This is a genomic window from Comamonas sp. 26 (assembly GCF_002754475.1).
Taxonomy (GTDB): domain Bacteria; phylum Pseudomonadota; class Gammaproteobacteria; order Burkholderiales; family Burkholderiaceae_C; genus Comamonas.
In genome coordinates, this window is sequence record NZ_PEFL01000002.1 from 1 (window position 1) to 18719 (window position 18719).

The following is an 18719-nucleotide window of genomic DNA, read 5'->3' on the forward strand; positions in this document are numbered from 1 at the left end:
ATAGGGACCAAACTGTCTCACGACGTTTTAAACCCAGCTCACGTACCTCTTTAAATGGCGAACAGCCATACCCTTGGGACCGACTACAGCCCCAGGATGAGATGAGCCGACATCGAGGTGCCAAACACCGCCGTCGATATGAACTCTTGGGCGGTATCAGCCTGTTATCCCCAGAGTACCTTTTATCCGTTGAGCGATGGCCCTTCCATACAGAACCACCGGATCACTATGTCCTGCTTTCGCATCTGCTCGACTTGTCAGTCTCGCAGTTAAGCACGCTTATGCCATTGCACTATCGTCACGATGTCCGACCGTAACTAGCGTACCTTCGAACTCCTCCGTTACGCTTTGGGAGGAGACCGCCCCAGTCAAACTGCCTACCATGCACTGTCCCCGATCCAGATAATGGACCAAGGTTAGAACCTCAAACGCACCAGGGTGGTATTTCAACGTTGGCTCCATGTGATCTAGCGACCACACTTCAAAGCCTCCCACCTATCCTACACAGATCCGTTCAAAGTCCAATACAAAGCTACAGTAAAGGTTCATGGGGTCTTTCCGTCTTTCCGCGGGGAGATTGCATCATCACAAACATTTCAACTTCGCTGAGTCTCAGGAGGAGACAGTGTGGCCATCGTTACGCCATTCGTGCAGGTCGGAACTTACCCGACAAGGAATTTCGCTACCTTAGGACCGTTATAGTTACGGCCGCCGTTTACTGGGACTTCAATCAAGAGCTTGCACCCCATCATTTAATCTTCCAGCACCGGGCAGGCGTCACACCCTATACGTCCACTTTCGTGTTTGCAGAGTGCTGTGTTTTTATTAAACAGTCGCAGCCACCAATTTTTTGCAACCCCTTTTAGCTCCGTTTGTTCAACTTCACTGACTTGGGGTACACCTTCTCCCGAAGTTACGGTGTTAATTTGCCGAGTTCCTTCTCCTGAGTTCTCTCAAGCGCCTTAGAATACTCATCTCGCGCACCAGTGTCGGTTTGCGGTACGGTCGTCAATAGCTGAAGCTTAGTGGCTTTTCCTGGAAGCAGGGTATCACTCACTTCGTCTGCAAGCAGACTCGTTATCACCCCTCATCTTAGCCCGGCGGATTTGCCTACCAGGCATGACTACAGGCTTGAACCAACATATCCAACAGTTGGCTGAGCTAACCTTCTCCGTCCCCACATCGCACTATTGATCGGTACAGGAATATTGACCTGTTTCCCATCAGCTACGCATCTCTGCCTCGCCTTAGGGGCCGACTCACCCTACGCCGATGAACGTTGCGTAGGAAACCTTGCGCTTACGGCGAGGGGGCTTTTCACCCCCTTTAACGCTACTCATGTCAGCATTCGCACTTCTGATACCTCCAGCATCCGTCTCCAGACACCTTCACAGGCTTACAGAACGCTCTCCTACCACGTGCCATAAATGACACATCCGCAGCTTCGGTAACTGGCTTAGCCCCGTTACATCTTCCGCGCAGGACGACTCGATCAGTGAGCTATTACGCTTTCTTTAAATGATGGCTGCTTCTAAGCCAACATCCTGACTGTTTTAGCCTTCCCACTTCGTTTCCCACTTAGCCAATTTTAGGGACCTTAGCTGGCGGTCTGGGTTGTTTCCCTCTTGAGTCCGGACGTTAGCACCCGGTGCTCTGTCTCCCAAGCTGTACTCGTCGGTATTCGGAGTTTGCATAGGTTTGGTAAGTCGCCATGACCCCCTAGCCTAAACAGTGCTCTACCCCCGACGGTAATACTTGAGGCACTACCTAAATAGTTTTCGGAGAGAACCAGCTATTTCCAAGTTTGTTTAGCCTTTCACCCCTATCCACAGCTCATCCCCTAATTTTGCAACATTAGTGGGTTCGGACCTCCAGTACCTGTTACGGCACCTTCATCCTGGCCATGGATAGATCACTTGGTTTCGGGTCTACACCCAGCGACTGATCGCCCTATTCGGACTCGATTTCTCTGCGCCTCCCCTATTCGGTTAAGCTTGCCACTGAATGTAAGTCGCTGACCCATTATACAAAAGGTACGCCGTCACCCCTTACGAGGCTCCGACTTTTTGTAAGCATACGGTTTCAGGATCTATTTCACTCCCCTCCCGGGGTTCTTTTCGCCTTTCCCTCACGGTACTGGTTCACTATCGGTCGATGATGAGTATTTAGCCTTAGAGGATGGTCCCCCTATATTCAGACAGGGTTTCTCGTGCCCCGCCCTACTTGTCTGCAGCCTAGTACCACCGATCGGTTTTCACATACGGGACTATCACCCACTATGGTTGGCCTTTCCATGCCATTTTGTTAACCGGTCGACTATCACTGCAAGGCTCTTCCGAATTCGCTCGCCACTACTATCGGAATCTCGGTTGATGTCTTTTCCTCTGGGTACTTAGATGTTTCAGTTCTCCAGGTTCGCTTCGCATGACTATGTATTCATCATGCGATACCTCTTGCGAGGTGGGTTCCCCCATTCAGAAATCTCCGGATCAAAGCTTATTTGCCAGCTCCCCGAAGCTTATCGCAGGCTATCACGTCTTTCGTCGCCTATCATCGCCAAGGCATCCACCATATGCTCTTAGTCACTTGACCCTATAACTTTGACGTCTCTTGCGAAACACAAAGCTCTAGATTTCAAAGACTGGTGAGGTCTTGCACCTCACGCGTTATGCCGTAATGTGAATATCTTTGGCTGTATCTTTCGATACAGCTTAGAGAATATTCGTCATTACTAAATATCTTTGCTTTCGCAAAATATTTGTTTTGACGCAATCAAAAAGTTGCTGATGGCACGGTGCACAAACCTTGGTTTGCGCTTTCCACCAGCAACGCTGATTTCGACTCTATGAATTTTTAAAGAACAGCCTATTGATCAAAGATCAATATAAAAGCAGTCTGCTTCAGACTGCTTTTATATTGAATTTCTGTTTTCTTGCTTCTCAACCTCATGCCTTGCAACATCTGCTGAGCCAACGATTATAGCACCTTCAGGCGCTATCATTTTTAAACTTGGTGGAGGATGACGGGATCGAACCGACGACCCCCTGCTTGCAAAGCAGGTGCTCTCCCAGCTGAGCTAATCCCCCAGGATCCTCTTGCACTGGCATTGGAATCTTGGTGGGTCTAGTTGGGCTCGAACCAACGACCCCTGCGTTATCAACACAGTGCTCTAACCAGCTGAGCTACAGACCCATTCCTCAACACAACAAGCAAGTTTCCTTGCCTATCAAGCTTTGGCTTGTTCCAACAACCGATAAGTGTGGACGTTCAATTTAAAGCAGCATTTTTCCAGAAAGGAGGTGATCCAGCCGCACCTTCCGATACGGCTACCTTGTTACGACTTCACCCCAGTCACGAACCCCGCCGTGGTAAGCGCCCTCCTTGCGGTTAGGCTACCTACTTCTGGCGAGACCCGCTCCCATGGTGTGACGGGCGGTGTGTACAAGACCCGGGAACGTATTCACCGTGACATTCTGATCCACGATTACTAGCGATTCCGACTTCACGCAGTCGAGTTGCAGACTGCGATCCGGACTACGACTGGCTTTATGGGATTAGCTCCCCCTCGCGGGTTGGCAACCCTTTGTACCAGCCATTGTATGACGTGTGTAGCCCCACCTATAAGGGCCATGAGGACTTGACGTCATCCCCACCTTCCTCCGGTTTGTCACCGGCAGTCCCATTAGAGTGCTCAACTGAATGTAGCAACTAATGGCAAGGGTTGCGCTCGTTGCGGGACTTAACCCAACATCTCACGACACGAGCTGACGACAGCCATGCAGCACCTGTGTTACGGTTCTCTTTCGAGCACGAAACCATCTCTGGTAACTTCCGTACATGTCAAAGGTGGGTAAGGTTTTTCGCGTTGCATCGAATTAAACCACATCATCCACCGCTTGTGCGGGTCCCCGTCAATTCCTTTGAGTTTCAACCTTGCGGCCGTACTCCCCAGGCGGTCAACTTCACGCGTTAGCTTCGTTACTGAGTCAGTTAAGACCCAACAACCAGTTGACATCGTTTAGGGCGTGGACTACCAGGGTATCTAATCCTGTTTGCTCCCCACGCTTTCGTGCATGAGCGTCAGTACAGGTCCAGGGGATTGCCTTCGCCATCGGTGTTCCTCCGCATATCTACGCATTTCACTGCTACACGCGGAATTCCATCCCCCTCTACCGTACTCTAGCCATGCAGTCACAAAGGCCGTTCCCAGGTTGAGCCCGGGGATTTCACCTCTGTCTTACATAACCGCCTGCGCACGCTTTACGCCCAGTAATTCCGATTAACGCTTGCACCCTACGTATTACCGCGGCTGCTGGCACGTAGTTAGCCGGTGCTTATTCTTACGGTACCGTCATGACTCCGGGATATTAGCCCAGAGCTTTTCGTTCCGTACAAAAGCAGTTTACAACCCGAGGGCCTTCATCCTGCACGCGGCATTGCTGGATCAGGCTTTCGCCCATTGTCCAAAATTCCCCACTGCTGCCTCCCGTAGGAGTCTGGACCGTGTCTCAGTTCCAGTGTGGCTGGTCGTCCTCTCAGACCAGCTACAGATCGTTGGCTTGGTGAGCCTTTACCCCACCAACTACCTAATCTGCCATCAGCCGCTCTAGTAGCACAAGGTCTTGCGATCCCCTGCTTTCATCCGTAGATCTCATGCGGTATTAGCTACTCTTTCGAGTAGTTATCCCCCACTACTAGGCACGTTCCGATGTATTACTCACCCGTTCGCCACTCGTCAGCATCCGAAGACCTGTTACCGTTCGACTTGCATGTGTAAAGCATGCCGCCAGCGTTCAATCTGAGCCAGGATCAAACTCTATAGTTCGATCTTGAATTTAAAGTCTTTCGACTGCTCACTCACTTGACGGAATCAAGAAGAATAAATTCTTCAATAATTACTGTTTTTGTGAGCGCTTGATACTCCGAAGAGTTTTGTTCCGAAGAACTGGCTGCTTGCCATCAAACGCCCACGCTTATCGGCTGTATTTTTTTAAGGAACCGAGAACTCAAAACCGGCAGAACCACTTTTGAATTTCGTTGCTTGCTGTGATCAGCGAAGCCTTAGATTTTAGCACTGTTTTCAGCAATCAAATCAAAGATTTTTGAAACTTTTTGTTAGCACCCGAAGGATCCTAACAAAAAGAAAAAGCCTTTCGGCTTTTTCTTTGATTTGGCGGAAACGGAGGGATTCGAACCCTCGATGAGGCTCTACACCCCATACTCCCTTAGCAGGGGAGCACCTTCGGCCACTCGGTCACGTTTCCAGTATGTCGCTATTGTAAGCAGCTTTTTAAAGCGTTTTTGGAAAGTTGCGAAAATTATTCGCTTTTATCCAAACCAAAGGCTGTGTGCAGGGAGCGCACGGCCAGTTCCAGGTACTTCTCGTCGATCACGACCGAGGTCTTGATTTCGGAAGTAGAGATCATCTGAATGTTCACACCTTCCTTGCTCAGAGTACGGAACATCGTGGAAGCAACACCCACGTGGCTGCGCATGCCGATACCGACGATGCTGACCTTGGCGATGTTGGGATTACCCACCACTTCGGAGGCACCCAGCGAAGGAGCGACGGTTTCGCTCAGCAGTTCTAGTGCACGCTGGTAGTCGCCTTGGCTGACGGTGAAGCTGAAGTCAGTCTTGCCATCCTTGGAGATGTTCTGAATGATCACATCGACTTCAATGTTGGCATCAGCCACAGGACCCAGGATGCCAGCAGCGATGCCGGGGGTGTCGGGCACGCCCAGCACAGAGATCTTGGCTTCACCGCGGTTAAACGCGATGCCGGATACGACAGCCTTTTCCATTTTCTCGTCTTCCTCAAAAGTAATCAGGGTGCCGGACTTGGCTTCTTCTTCCAGATCGATATCCCAGGGGGTGAAGCTGGAAAGCACGCGCATAGGCACTTTGTACTTACCAGCAAACTCCACCGAGCGGATCTGCAGCACCTTGGAGCCCAGGCTTGCCATTTCCAGCATTTCCTCAAAGCTCACGGTACCCAGGCGCTTGGCCGCAGACACCACACGGGGGTCGGTGGTGTAGACACCATCCACATCGGTGTAGATCAGCACTTCGGCTGCCTTCAGCGCCGCAGCCACAGCCACAGCCGATGTATCAGAGCCGCCGCGTCCCAGTGTCGTGATGTTACCTTCGGGGTCAATACCCTGAAAGCCCGTCACGATCACGACTCGACCTGCATCCAGATCAGCGCGCACACGCTTGTCATCAATGGATTCAATGCGAGCCTTGGTGAAGCTGCTATCCGTGCGCACAGGCACTTGCCAGCCAGCGTAGCTGACGGACTCGACGCCTTCGCCCTGCAGAGCAATTGCCAGCAGCGCCGACGATGCCTGCTCGCCGGTGGAGGCCAGCATATCGAGCTCACGGTAGTACGAATTCTTAGCGTGACTGGGAGCCAGTTCGCTGGCCAGACCCAGCAAGCGATTGGTTTCGCCACTCATGGCGCTGGGCACAACCACCATCTGGTGGCCTGCCCGAGCCCACTTGGCCACGCGCTTGGCGACATTACGGATGCGCTCTGTCGAGCCCATCGAGGTGCCGCCGTATTTATGAACGATCAGTGCCATTGGATACTAAAGGGTGACGAAACAGCTGCCACGGCGCAGGTCACAAAGGTTTTGGCGCGCCGGCGGTTTTCGTGCAAGTAGAAAGACCAAAACCTAGGAATTGTACCAATCGAGAGTTAGCCCCCGGCGCTCGACAAAACCGCGTCCCACCTTGATATGGATGCGGTGCCCTCGCGTAGTACAAACACTGATCTGTTGCATGAGCTGTGAAAGCTGGGCTGCCGTAGGCGTTGTGCCATAAATAGAGCGCAGCCAGAAGCGCAGCACATTGCCCAGCCGCACCGTAGTTAAAGTCTGCAATGCCTTGATATGCGGCGGGGTGCCCACTATCTGCAAATCAACCGCTGCCTGCTCATCCAGCAATTCAGACGCCTGCGCACAATGGGCGCTACTGCGGGCAAAGGTGCTGCGAAATTGTGGAAAGACTTGCTCCAGCACCGGCAGCAACTGCGCCCGTATGCGATTGCGCGTGTAAGCCTGATCAGTATTAGTGGGATCCTCCACCCAGCTCACACCCCGCAGACGCAGCCAGTCTCTTAGCACCTGCCCGGGCACAGCCAGCAAAGGGCGAAACCATTCAAGCTGCGCCCGTTGCCAATGCGAAGGCATAGCCGCCAAACCAGCCACCCCGGCACCGCGTGACAGCGCCAGCAACAAAGTCTCGACCTGATCATCCGCATGCTGCGCCAAAGCCAGAGAGCGCACAGGCTCCAGCGCCACGGCATCGGCACTTGACCAGTCTTGCTCCGCAGCACCAATCAAGGCTTCGTACCGGCCTTGGCGAGCCGCATCTTCCGGGCTTTGACCTTGGGCATTTCGCGCATCAATAGCGCAGACTTTGAGCGCAATGCCGTGCCGCGCACACAGTTGCTCACAGTGCTTCTGAAAATCATCTGCCGCCGCCTGCAAGCCGTGATGGACGTGAATCGCCCTCACCTGCCCCGGCCAGCGCGCATGGCAGGCCAGAAGCAAAGCGCACGAATCTGCTCCACCACTGAAAGCCACCGCCAGCGGCAAAGGTGGATTAAAAGCGGCCACGGCAGCATCTACCAACGCAGCCGAGGCATTCAGCAAGTCAGCATCGGACTTGGTTTGCATTGCAAATAGACTCCAGATTCATACTTCAATCGCAGCTAGCGCTTTCTGTATAAGGGCTAGAGGCTTATTTCACTCAAAACCCTGCTTAGCCAGCCGCAAAAACAAATGGCTCCCGAAGGAGCCATTGTGCGCAAGCGCCAGCCAAGCAGATGCTTTAGCGCTAGCTTAGCTGTTGTCCGCCTTGGTATCAGAGAACTTGCCGTAGCTCTGAATACGCTCGTAGCGGCGATCTTGCAGCTCCTTGGGCTTCAGATCCGACAGCTGACGCAGAGCATCGCCCAGCGCACGCTTGAGGAAAGCGCCCATTTGCTTGGTATCGCGGTGAGCGCCACCGACGGGTTCGTTGACGATCTTGTCAACCAGACCCAGCGCTTTCAGGCGATGGGCGGTGATGCCCATGGCGTCTGCCGCTTCTTGGGCCTTTTCACCCGTTTTCCACAGAATGGAAGCACAGCCTTCGGGACTGATCACAGAGTACACGGAGTACTGCAGCATCAGCACCTGATCAGCCACGGCAATAGCCAGTGCACCGCCCGAGCCACCTTCACCAATGATGGTGGTGATGATGGGGGTTTGCAGCTGAGCCATCTCATAGATGTTGCGGCCAATGGCTTCGGACTGACCACGCTCTTCAGCGTCGATACCAGGGAAGGCACCGGGCGTATCCACAAAAGTGAACACGGGCAGCTTGAACTTCTCTGCCGTCTTCATCAGGCGCAGAGACTTGCGATAGCCCTCAGGGCGCGTCATGCCAAAGTTGCGCAGAGTGCGCTCTTTGGTATCACGGCCTTTTTGATGACCAATCACCATGCAGGGCTGGCCGTTGAAACGGGCCAGACCACCGATGATGGACTGATCGTCCGCAAAATGGCGATCACCGTGCATTTCGACAAAGTCAGTAAAGCACTCACGCACATAGTCAAGCGTGTAGGGACGCTCGGTATGACGGGCAATCTTGGTGATCTGCCAAGGGGTCAGATCACTGTAGATATCCTTAGTCAGCTGCAGGCTTTTTTTGCTGAGCTGATCAATCTCTTCCGAGATATCGACTGCGCTTTCAGTCTGCACATAACGCAGTTCTTCGATTTTGGATTCGAGTTCTGCAATGGGCTGCTCAAAATCCAGAAAGTTCTTTTTCGCCAACGTATTTCTCCTTGTGCCAGCCTGTTGCAACTCTTGCAATCGGCCAGTGGTAGATGTCATCAAGCCACAGGCTGCGCTTCGAGCGAGCGCCAAATATACCAAGTTGCAACCGTACACCACGGCTTCCAAGCCTCGGCGACCTCACGGGCGTCACTGCGACTGACAGGATCACCCGAAAAATAATTAAGTGAGATGCCCTGAATCAATCCGGCATCATCCAGCGCCAGCACATTGGGCCGCGCCAGGTAGTAAATCAGAAAATTCTCAGCCGTCCAGCGACTGAGACCGCGAATAGACATGAGCTCGGCAATGATTTCGTCATCACCCATCTCAGGCCACTCATCCATGCGCAGGCGGTTTTCCGTGAAGTGCAGCGCCAGATCGACCAGATAGTCCACCTTGCGTGCCGACAAGCCAGCCCCGCGCATATCGTCCACCTTGAGCTTGAGCACCTGCTCAGGCTGCATCTCAATGAGCAGCTTGGCAAACTTGTTCCACAGCGTCTTGGCAGATTTGGCAGAAATCTGCTGACCCACGATGGAGCGAGCCAGCGTGGCAAAAGCCTGATCTTGACCCTGCCCTTGCCCAAATCCCGAACCACTAGGCAGCAGCGCCTGGCTGCTGAGCTGCGGAATCAGGCGCTTGAGCACGCGATCACGGCGCATGAGCTGGCGGCAGGCGTCTTCCCAGTAGGCAGGCACACCTTCAGGCAAAGCCAGATTGATCTTAGGCGCAGGCGCTTTGGGACTGGGTGCAGCCTTGGGATATGCTTCCGTTTTGCTAGCTGACACCGCAGTCTCAGCAAGCGATGCAGCCCCAGCAGAGCCTAAAGGAGCCACAGGCAGCGGCGCTGCCGGACCCATGGGCACAGGCAGATCAGCCACCAGAGGCAGCTGCTCAAAATCCATGGTGTCCAGATGCTTGACCGCACTCATGCACGGCCTTTCGCACTGCGCACAGTGTTATTGAAAATTTGCATGAAGCCTTAACCCTTAGCCGCAGCTTCCCAGGTCGTACCAGCGGCAGAGTCCTTAAGGACAATGCCCTGCCCCAGCAGTTCCTTGCGGATGCGATCGGCCTCGGCCCAGTTCTTGTCAGCCTTGGCGGCAGCACGGGCGGCAATCTGCGCCTCAATGGCAGCAGCATCCACGCCTTCAGCGCCAGCCTGCAAAAACTTCTGAGGCTCGCCCTGCAGCAGACCCAGGCTTGCACCCAGCGCCTTGAGCAAGCCAGCCACTTCAGGCGACTTGTTGCGGTTGACTTCAGCAGCCAGCTCAAACAGCACGGCCACCGCCTCGGGCGTACCAAAGTCCTCATCCATCGCAGCCTTGAAGCGGGCGGCGTAAGGATTACTCCAGTCCACCTGCACGGCAGCGGCGGCTACCAAGTCCAGAGCAGTATAGAGGCGCTTGAGAGCCACACGCGCATCATCAAGGTGCACGTTGGAGTAGTTCAGCGGGCTGCGGTAATGGCTGCGCACGACGAAGAAACGAATGGTTTCAGCGTCGTACTCTTTGAGCACATCACGGATCGTGAAGAAGTTACCCAGCGACTTGGACATCTTTTCGTTGTCCACGTTGATGAAGCCGTTGTGCATCCATGTCTGGGCAAACGGCTTGCCGGTAGCGCCTTCGCTCTGGGCAATTTCGTTTTCGTGATGGGGGAACTGCAGGTCAGCACCGCCGCCATGAATGTCAAAGCTCTCGCCCAGCAACTCGCAGCCCATGGCCGAGCACTCAATGTGCCAGCCGGGGCGACCTTCACCAAATTGGCTTTGCCATTTCACATCCGCAGGCTCATCGGCCTTGGCGGATTTCCACAGCACAAAGTCCAGCGGATCATGCTTGCCGTCAGCCACTGCCACGCGCTCACCCGCGTTCAATTCGTCCAGCGACTTGCCAGACAACTTGCCGTAGCCGGGGAACTTGCGCACGGCGTAGTTCACATCACCATTACCCGCCTGATAGGCCAGACCCTTGGTCTGCAGAGTGCCAATCATGCTCAGCATCTGCGGCACGTATTCGGTGGCGCGTGGCTCCAGCGTGGGGCGTTCAATGCCCAGCGCATCGGCATCCTGATGCAGCGCGTCGATCATGCGATCGGTCAGGCTGCGGATGGTTTCGCCGTTTTCCACCGCGCGCTTGATGATCTTGTCATCAATATCGGTGATGTTGCGCACATAGGTCACTTGGTAGCCGGTGGCACGTAGCCAGCGCTGCACCACGTCAAATGCCACCATGGAGCGCGCATGGCCCAGGTGGCAGAGGTCGTACACCGTCATGCCGCAGACGTACATGCGCACATGGCCCGGCTCGATCGGCGAAAACGATTCCAATGCACGCGACAGCGTGTTGTAGATACGCAAACTCATGAATCTTGAATTAGGGAGAGAGGGTGGCGATCAGCGGACCGGCATGCTGCTTTGCATCAACCGTGCCTGCCATACCCTGAGACTGAAAAATGCGCACTAGCATCCAGACACATCCCTGCCTGGTCAGACGCCTAAGCGCTGCGCACCCCTCAGCTACAATTCCCGTCAGTATAAGCTCCCGCCGCAGGGCAGTTCTTGCGGCGCACTGAAAGCACCTACATGCCTGTACGCAACTTGTTAAGTACCGCAGCGCGTATGGCCGTTGTGGCCGTCATGCTCACCGCCGGCAGCGCCTACGCCGATGATTATTCGGATGTTGCCCAGTTGCTCAAGAGCGGCAAGACGCAACAGGCGCTGCAAAAAGCCGACACCTATCTAGCCAAGAATGCGCGTGACCCGCAGATGCGTTTTTTGCGCGGCATTGCGCTGACCAATGATGGCAAGACCGAAGACGCCATCACCGCCTTCCGACTACTCACCGAGGACTACCCAGAACTGCCCGAGCCCTATAACAATTTGGCCGTGATCTATGCACGCCAGGGGGATCTGGATCGCGCCCGTTCCGCCCTTGAGGCCGCTGTGCGCAACAACCCAAATTACGCCGTGGCACATGAGAATCTGGGCGACATCTACGCCCGTCTCGCCTACCAGTCCTATGCGCAGTCTCTGGCCAAGGGCGGCCGCCCTGCAGCCTTGAACCCCAAGCTCAAGCAGCTCAAGGATATGTTGCAGCCTGCGGCGTCTGTCGCTGCACCAGCAGCTGGACCTGCAGCAGCCCAGCCCACGCAGCCGGCTCAACGCTAAACCGGGTCTTCATCAGCTCCCTCAAAAAGCGACCCGCCTCTTGTGAAGTGGGTCTGCGCCCTCAGCTCCCATACAGCCTGAACTCAGAGACCGCGACACAGCGGCTTGAGGCCAAGGCGTACTCACATCAGGAATATGACATGCTGAATTTTCGTCGAAAAAGCCTTAAAGCCCTTGCCTCTATTGCGCTGACAGCTACTGTTTTTGCAGCTCCCAGCTTCGCGCAAGCCCAGTCCAAGGTGCAGATTAAGACCAGCATGGGCGACATTGTGGTGGAACTGAACGATGCCAAAGCACCCAAGAGCGCGGCCAACTTTCTGCAATATGTGCGCGACAAGCACTACGACGGCACGGTGTTTCACCGCGTGATTGATGGCTTCATGATTCAGGGCGGCGGCATGGACGCCAACCTGAGCGAAAAGCCCACCCGCGCCCCGATTCCACTGGAAGCCAGCAATGGCCTGAAAAACGACCGCGGCACCATCGCCATGGCGCGCACCGGCAACCCCAATTCAGCTACCTCCCAGTTCTTCATCAACCTGGTGAATAACGACATGCTCAACGCACCAAAGCCTGACGGCCACGGCTACACCGTGTTCGGTAAGGTCACCAAGGGCATGGAGGTAGTGGACAAAATCCGTGCCGTGGCTACGGGCAACCGCGGCATGCACCAGAATGTGCCCGTGACGGCGGTGACAATCCTTTCGGCCACCGAAATCAAATAAGCCTGCAAGGGCTGCGCTGCATTCAGGTGCCAGCGCCAGCCTCTCCCTCTCAATCCTCAAGAAAGACAGACATGAGCAATCCTCAAGTTGAACTGCACATCACCATCAACGTGGCTGAAACCGCTACTCAAGGCGTGATCACCCTGGAACTGGACGCTGTGAACGCTCCCAAGTCCACCGAGAACTTCCTGGGTTACGTGAACAAGGGCTTCTACGACGGCACCGTGTTCCACCGCGTGATCAAGAACTTCATGATCCAAGGCGGCGGTTTCACTGCTGACATGAAGCAAAAGGACAGCGACGCTCCTATCGAGAACGAAGCCAAGAACGGCCTGAAGAACGACAAGTACACCATCGCCATGGCTCGCACCAGCGACCCACACAGCGCCACTGCTCAGTTCTTCATCAACACCGTGGACAACGCTTTCCTGAACCACACCGCCCCCAACGGCCAAGGCTGGGGCTACGCTGTGTTCGGCAAGGTGGTCAAGGGTGAAGAAGTGGTTGAAGCCATCAAGAAGGTTCGCACTTCGCGCAAGGGCTTCCACGACGACGTGCCTTTTGACGCCGTGGTGATCGACAAGGCTGTGGCGATCTAATCGCTCCCCCTGAGGCGCTACCGCGCCTTCCCCCTCTCTCGCTACGCGGGAGGGGGACGACGGCCTCGCTGCGGGGCGGCCCTTGCTTGCCGTCTCTCGCACGAGGCCGTTATTGTTTTCAGGCTGCGTACCATCCTCTCATGACTGACTCTTCAGATCCCCGCACGACTGCACCTCAGATGGCGCAACTGCAAGGCGCGCCCGAGTGGCGAGCTATCGACTTCATTTCCGATCTGCACCTACAGCCTTCCGAGCCGCAGACCGTGCAGGCCTGGCGCGACTATCTGGCGCACAGCTCGGCAGATGCCATCTTCATGCTGGGCGACCTGTTTGAAGTCTGGGTGGGCGACGATGCATTGGATGAGCCCGGTAGCTTTGAAGCCGAATGCGCGGAACTGCTGCGCGAGGCAGCGCAAAAACGCCCCTTATTCTTCTTGGTGGGCAACCGCGACTTTCTGGCGGGTGAAGAATTTATCAAGCGCAGTGGCATGACGGGCTTGACCGAGCCTACGGTGCTGCACTGGGCTGGCCCCAGCATCTTGCTCAGCCATGGCGATGCGCTGTGTCTGGATGATGTGGAGTACCAGCAGTTTCGCGCCGTATCGCGCAGGCCAGCCTGGCAGCAGCAGTTGCTGGCCCAGCCGCTGGCCGTGCGCCGTTCCATTGGCAAATCGGCCCGTACAGAGAGCGAGCAGCGCAAACAAAGCGGCGCACCTTATGCCGATGCCGACGCGCAAATGGTCGCCACCTGGATGCAGGCTGCGCAAGCGCCTTGGCTGATTCACGGTCACACCCATCAGCCCGCAGACCATGCACTAGGGCAAGATCAATGGCGAATTGTGCTGAGCGACTGGCACATTGATGCAACGCAGCATCGCGCCGAGGTACTGCGTGTAACGCCTGAAGGCTGGCAACGTATACCACCCGAGCTGGCTTGAATCGCTACTTTTATCGCTACTTTTTTGAGAGCTTGCAGCGCTTGATATTCATAGAGTTCAGGAATAAAAAGATTGAAACTCTACAAATAAAAGGCGTAAGCAGCTATCAAATTTAAAAAGCTTCTCTGAGTAAAAAAAGCCCAATGAAGAGCCCGATGCATTGCGCACCGGGCTTTTTTCTGGCGTGTGTGGCTTAAATCGAGATCGCCGAAGCCGAACCCACCTGCTTGCGCAACTCAAACTTCTGAATCTTGCCGGTGCTGGTCTTGGGCAGCTCACCAAACACCACGGCACGCGGCACCTTGTAGCCGGCCAGATGCTTTTTGCAGTGGGCAACAATATCTTCTGCCGTGGTTTCAGCGCCCGCCTTCAGCTCCACAAAGGCGCAAGGCGTCTCACCCCATTTCGGGTCTGGCTTAGCCACCACGGCAGCGGCCAGCACGGCGGGGTGACGGTACAGCACGTCTTCCACCTCAATCGACGAAATGTTCTCGCCACCCGAGATGATGATGTCCTTGCTACGGTCCTTAATCTGTATATAGCCATCAGGGTGCTGCACAGCCAAGTCGCCGCTATGGAACCAGCCGCCCCGGAAGGCTTCAGCCGTGGCCTGCGGGTTCTTCAAGTAACCCTTCATGGCGATATTGCCCTGGAACATGATCTCGCCCATGGTCTGGCCGTCATGCGGCACAGGCTGCATCGTTTCGGGGTCCAGCACGGCGGCAGAGCGCTGCAGGTGGTAACGCACGCCCTGGCGCGAGTTGAGGCGGGCGCGCTCGCCAATGTCCAGCACGTTCCAGCTCTCATGCTTGGCGCAGACGGTTGCAGGGCCATAGGTTTCGGTCAAGCCATAAACATGGGTGATATCAAAACCCATGGCCTCCATCCCCTCAATCATAGAGGCCGGTGGCGCAGCGCCCGCCACCATGGCCTTGATGCCCGCGGGCACGCCTTCTTTCATGGCAGCTGGCGCGTTGACCAGCAGGCCATGAACAATGGGTGCGCCGCAGTAATGGGTCACGCCATGGTTGCGAATGGCATCAAACACCGCCTGCGGTTCAACCCGGCGCAAGCAGACATTCACCGCCGCGCGTGCCGCCACCGTCCACGGAAAGCACCAGCCATTGCAGTGAAACATGGGCAGCGTCCATAAATAGACGGCGTGCTTGGGCATATCCCACTCCAGCACATTGCTGATGGCATTGTTGTGCGCGCCGCGATGGTGGTAGACCACACCCTTGGGGTTGCCAGTAGTGCCGCTGGTGTAGTTCAACGCAATCGCATCCCACTCATCGCCGGGCATCTGCCAGTCAAAACCGGCATCGCCCTGGGCCACAAAACTTTCGTAATCGATGCTGCCCACTTGCTCTGCCGCATCGCCATACATAGCGTCGTCAACCTGAATTACATAAAGAGGCTCCGCACTCTTGCGCAGCTTCAGCGCCTTGGCAATCAGCCCGGTGAATTCAGGGTCAACAACCAACACCTTGGCTTCCCCGTGGTCAAGCATGAAGGCCAGCGTCTCGGCATCCAGCCGGGTGTTGAGCGTATTGAGCACGGCGCCAGACATGGGCACGCCAAAGTGGGCCTCCACCATCGGCGGAGTGTTGGGCAGCATGACGGCCACGGTGTCGTTCTTGCCTATGCCTATTTTTTGCAGACTGCTGGCCAGCTGCCTGCAGCGCGCATAGGTCTGGCCCCAGTTCTGGCGCAAATCACCATGAACAATGGCAAGGCGCTCGGGGTAGACCTCGGCCGTTCGAGCGATAAAGCTCAAAGGCGTCTGCGCGGCATAGTTAGCGCTTGTGGGGGCGAGGTTCAGGTCGTAATGACTGGTGATATGGCTTGTCATGTTTTTGTCTCCTGAGCGTTTTGTACCCCAGCTAGCTCTGCACCCAGCTTACAACCCAGCGCGGCACTGGCCTGTTTTGAGCCGTAGCCAGCAGACCCGGACGCAAAATCTGCCAAGGCAGCCCCACCGTCGGCACAAAAAATCCTCAGAATTATCAAAGGTTATTAATTCAGACAGAAGTTTCAACATCTTCTGAAATTCAATAAACACCTTAAAAATCAATGCACTAAAAATTTAATCAGCGATGCATTGCTGCCTGATTTTTTGACTCTCAGCATCAGTCATCTATAAGACATCATTTATCTGACCCATCAAGCGCAAAGGCTTCAAATCGCTTTTAGAATTCGCGCATGTTTTGAGATGATGGCTGCCAGCACTGGCAGGCAAGACCGGAATTCCTTCCCCGCATGGAACCCGTTCTGGAGACTCAAAGCTGTGAGGCGGAGGAGACATTTAGAGGAGCGCCCGGCAATGACCGGGCATCTGGAGACCTGAGCCTGCACCTGTTGGTGCAGGCTTTTTTTTGCCCGCTCATCGCATGCTCTGCATTCCTCTTTCGCTCTCGGCGATTGCCGAAAAGGCAGAATACGGGGGTGTCCATTCCCCAATCATTTATTCAAGAGTTGCTCTCCCGCGTCGACGTGGTCGATATCGTGGGCCGCTATGTGCAACTCAAAAAGGGCGGCGCCAATTTCATGGGCCTATGCCCGTTCCATGGAGAGAAGTCGCCCTCGTTCACCGTCAGCCCCAGCAAACAGTTTTTTCACTGCTTTGGCTGCGGCAAGAACGGCAACGCCATAGGCTTCCTGATGGAACATGCCGGCATGGGCTTTGTGGAAGCCGTGCAGGAGCTTGCCAACCAGTGCGGCCTGCAAGTGCCGCAAGACGACATCAGCCCCGCCGAGCGCCAGCGCCAAGCCCAGCAAAAGCAAAAGGCCGAGAGCCTGAGCGACCTGCTGGAAAAAGCGGGCGAGTCGTATTGCAAGCATCTCAGGGGCACGCCCAAGGCGATTGAGTATTTAAAGAAGCGCGGCGTGTCGGGTGAGGTCTCCAAACGCTTTGGTCTGGGCTACGCGCCAGCAGGCTGGCATGGGCTGGCCAGCGTTTTCCCCGAATATGACAGCCCGCAGCTTGAAGAAGCAGGTCTGGTCATCGTTAGCGAGGAAGACAACCGCCGCTATGACCGTTTTCGCGACCGGCTCATGTTCCCCATTCGCAATGTCAAAGGCGAATGCATAGGCTTTGGCGGGCGTGTGTTTGGCGACGAAAAGCCCAAATACCTGAACTCCCCCGAAACACCGATCTTCCACAAAGGCCGCGAGCTGTATGGTCTGTTCGAAGCCCGCACCGCCCTACGCGACATGGGCTACGCCCTGGTCACCGAAGGCTATATGGACGTGGTGGCCCTGGCACAGCTGGGCTTTGCCAACGCCGTGGCCACGCTGGGCACCGCCTGCACGCCCGAGCATCTGCAAAAGCTGTTTCGGTTTACCGAGGCAGTGGTCTTCAGCTTCGACGGCGATGGTGCCGGCCGTCGCGCCGCCCGCAAGGCGCTGGATGCCGCCCTGCCGCTGGCCACAGACACACGCTCCATCAAATTTTTGTTCTTGCCGTCCGAGCATGACCCGGACACCTTTATTCGCGAGTTCGGCACCGATGCGTTTGCCCGCTATGTGGGGGATGCGACACCGCTAAGCCGCTTCCTTATTGAAGCTGCCAGTGAAGGCTGTGATCTCGGCCAGACCGAAGGCCGCGCACGTATGGCCAGCAACGCCAGACCGCTGTGGTCGCTGCTACCCGATGGCGCGCTCAAGCGTCAGCTGCTGTCTGAAATTGCAGCGCTGGCACAGCTGAATTCACAAGACCTCACCGACATCTGGGCCCAAGAAACGGCGCGTACCGCCCCTATTGCCCGCCGTGCGCCTGCCGCCCACCCGCATCAACAAGCCCCAGAATGGGATGCCCCGCCCAGCAACTGGGACAACGCCCCTGACTGGGCCGAGCCCAGCGCACCCGCTCAACACGCGTATCAGCAGCAAAGCAGCGGCGGCAACTGGGCTGGCCGTAAGGAGTTTGGCCGCCCACGCAAGCCCTGGGGCAAAAAAGGCGAGGACTGGAACCCGCCACAACTGGGGCCGCGCCCCACACCCGTCAGCCGTGAAGATCAGGCTGCGCGCCTGCTGATGTGCCATATGGAGTTCATGGAAGAAATGACCCATGAGGACTTCGATGCGCTGGCTCGCTGCAATGAAAGCCACGCTCAGCTATTTCGCTGGCTGGAGGCGCAGTTCACCGAATCCGGCCCACGCTCCTGGGCCTTGCTGCGCGAGCAATTGCAAGGCGCTGCGTGCGAGCCGCTGGCCAGCAAATTAATGAACGGTGCACATGCCCAGCCCGAAGGCGAAGTCGATGAATTGCGCAAGGAGTTGCGCGGCACTTTGAACCTGATTTTGGTAGATCACCTCAAGCGCGAAGAAGGCAAAGCTCTCAAAGAGATAGCTACTGACCCAACCGCAGCAAGGCGATATATCGAATTTCAGGAGCGCCGAAAAAAATTATCTGTAATTATTAGCACTACCTCTTGACATCTGATTAAAAGGTATAA

At 55.6% G+C, this 18719-nt stretch carries 11 protein-coding genes, 3 tRNA genes and 2 rRNA genes; 5 read left to right on the forward strand and 11 right to left on the reverse strand.

Features of this window, described 5'->3' with window-relative positions; all coding sequences use genetic code 11:
- The 10 genes from CLU84_RS14575 to cysS form a co-directional block, all read right to left on the reverse strand.
- Positions 1 to 2592, reverse strand: a 23S ribosomal RNA gene (locus CLU84_RS14575); the annotation flags it as partial.
- A gap of 418 nt (positions 2593 to 3010) precedes the next feature.
- Positions 3011 to 3086: transfer RNA gene (locus CLU84_RS14580), tRNA-Ala, on the reverse strand.
- A 29-nt stretch (positions 3087 to 3115) separates the two neighbouring features.
- Positions 3116 to 3192, reverse strand: a tRNA-Ile gene (locus tag CLU84_RS14585).
- Between the two features lie 100 nt (positions 3193 to 3292).
- Positions 3293 to 4825: ribosomal RNA gene (locus CLU84_RS14590) — 16S ribosomal RNA — on the reverse strand.
- 346 nt (positions 4826 to 5171) lie between these two features.
- Positions 5172 to 5264: transfer RNA gene (locus tag CLU84_RS14595), tRNA-Ser, on the reverse strand.
- Between the two features lie 54 nt (positions 5265 to 5318).
- Positions 5319 to 6584, reverse strand: a complete 1266-nt coding sequence (locus tag CLU84_RS14600; protein ID WP_099738038.1) for an aspartate kinase — start codon at positions 6582 to 6584, stop codon at positions 5319 to 5321.
- Between the two features lie 93 nt (positions 6585 to 6677).
- Positions 6678 to 7682 (reverse strand): tRNA lysidine(34) synthetase TilS, encoded by a 1005-nt coding sequence (gene tilS / locus CLU84_RS14605; protein ID WP_099738039.1) that lies wholly within the window; start codon positions 7680 to 7682, stop codon positions 6678 to 6680.
- A gap of 165 nt (positions 7683 to 7847) precedes the next feature.
- Positions 7848 to 8825, reverse strand: coding sequence for an acetyl-CoA carboxylase carboxyltransferase subunit alpha (locus CLU84_RS14610; protein WP_099738040.1), 978 nt, complete (start codon positions 8823 to 8825; stop codon positions 7848 to 7850).
- Between the two features lie 59 nt (positions 8826 to 8884).
- Positions 8885 to 9760, reverse strand: coding sequence for a DNA-3-methyladenine glycosylase (locus CLU84_RS14615; protein ID WP_099738041.1), 876 nt, complete (start codon positions 9758 to 9760; stop codon positions 8885 to 8887).
- Between the two features lie 50 nt (positions 9761 to 9810).
- The gene (cysS, locus tag CLU84_RS14620) at positions 9811 to 11196 is read right to left on the reverse strand and encodes a cysteine--tRNA ligase (protein ID WP_099738042.1); all 1386 of its coding nucleotides are present in this window, start codon (positions 11194 to 11196) and stop codon (positions 9811 to 9813) included.
- Positions 11197 to 11415: 219 nt separating this feature from the next.
- Between cysS and CLU84_RS14625 the strand changes: the two genes are divergently transcribed.
- From CLU84_RS14625 to CLU84_RS14640, 4 genes are all read left to right on the forward strand, one after another.
- On the forward strand, positions 11416 to 12000 hold the full coding sequence (locus tag CLU84_RS14625; protein ID WP_099738043.1) for a tetratricopeptide repeat protein: 585 nt from the start codon (positions 11416 to 11418) through the stop codon (positions 11998 to 12000).
- 140 nt (positions 12001 to 12140) lie between these two features.
- Positions 12141 to 12725 (forward strand): peptidylprolyl isomerase, encoded by a 585-nt coding sequence (locus CLU84_RS14630; RefSeq protein WP_099738044.1) that lies wholly within the window; start codon positions 12141 to 12143, stop codon positions 12723 to 12725.
- A 71-nt stretch (positions 12726 to 12796) separates the two neighbouring features.
- Positions 12797 to 13324, forward strand: coding sequence for a peptidylprolyl isomerase (locus CLU84_RS14635; protein WP_099738045.1), 528 nt, complete (start codon positions 12797 to 12799; stop codon positions 13322 to 13324).
- Between the two features lie 140 nt (positions 13325 to 13464).
- Entirely contained in the window at positions 13465 to 14262 is a 798-nt protein-coding gene (locus CLU84_RS14640; protein WP_099738046.1) for a UDP-2,3-diacylglucosamine diphosphatase, read from the forward strand.
- Between the two features lie 193 nt (positions 14263 to 14455).
- Here the strand turns inward: CLU84_RS14640 and CLU84_RS14645 are convergent, their stop codons facing one another.
- Positions 14456 to 16102 carry an acyl-CoA synthetase gene (locus CLU84_RS14645; RefSeq protein ID WP_099739021.1) on the reverse strand — a complete coding sequence of 549 codons (1647 nt, stop codon included), beginning with the start codon at positions 16100 to 16102 and terminating at the stop codon, positions 14456 to 14458.
- 605 nt (positions 16103 to 16707) lie between these two features.
- Here CLU84_RS14645 and dnaG point away from each other — a divergent pair.
- Positions 16708 to 18699: a DNA primase gene (dnaG, locus tag CLU84_RS14650; protein WP_099738047.1), complete on the forward strand. Its 1992-nt coding sequence runs from the start codon at positions 16708 to 16710 to the stop codon at positions 18697 to 18699.
- Positions 18700 to 18719: the final 20 nt, after the last annotated feature.

Excerpts from the sequence above, each read along its gene's own strand:
- CLU84_RS14600 (WP_099738038.1), bottom strand. The coding sequence starts at position 6,584 with ATGGCACTGATCGTTCATAAATACGGCGGCACCTCGATGGGCTCGACA.
- tilS (WP_099738039.1), bottom strand. The coding sequence starts at position 7,682 with ATGCAAACCAAGTCCGATGCTGACTTGCTGAATGCCTCGGCTGCGTTG.
- CLU84_RS14615 (WP_099738041.1), bottom strand. The coding sequence starts at position 9,760 with ATGAGTGCGGTCAAGCATCTGGACACCATGGATTTTGAGCAGCTGCCT.
- cysS (WP_099738042.1), bottom strand. The coding sequence starts at position 11,196 with ATGAGTTTGCGTATCTACAACACGCTGTCGCGTGCATTGGAATCGTTT.
- CLU84_RS14625 (WP_099738043.1), top strand. The coding sequence starts at position 11,416 with ATGCCTGTACGCAACTTGTTAAGTACCGCAGCGCGTATGGCCGTTGTG.
- CLU84_RS14630 (WP_099738044.1), top strand. The coding sequence starts at position 12,141 with ATGCTGAATTTTCGTCGAAAAAGCCTTAAAGCCCTTGCCTCTATTGCG.
- CLU84_RS14635 (WP_099738045.1), top strand. The coding sequence starts at position 12,797 with ATGAGCAATCCTCAAGTTGAACTGCACATCACCATCAACGTGGCTGAA.
- CLU84_RS14640 (WP_099738046.1), top strand. The coding sequence starts at position 13,465 with ATGACTGACTCTTCAGATCCCCGCACGACTGCACCTCAGATGGCGCAA.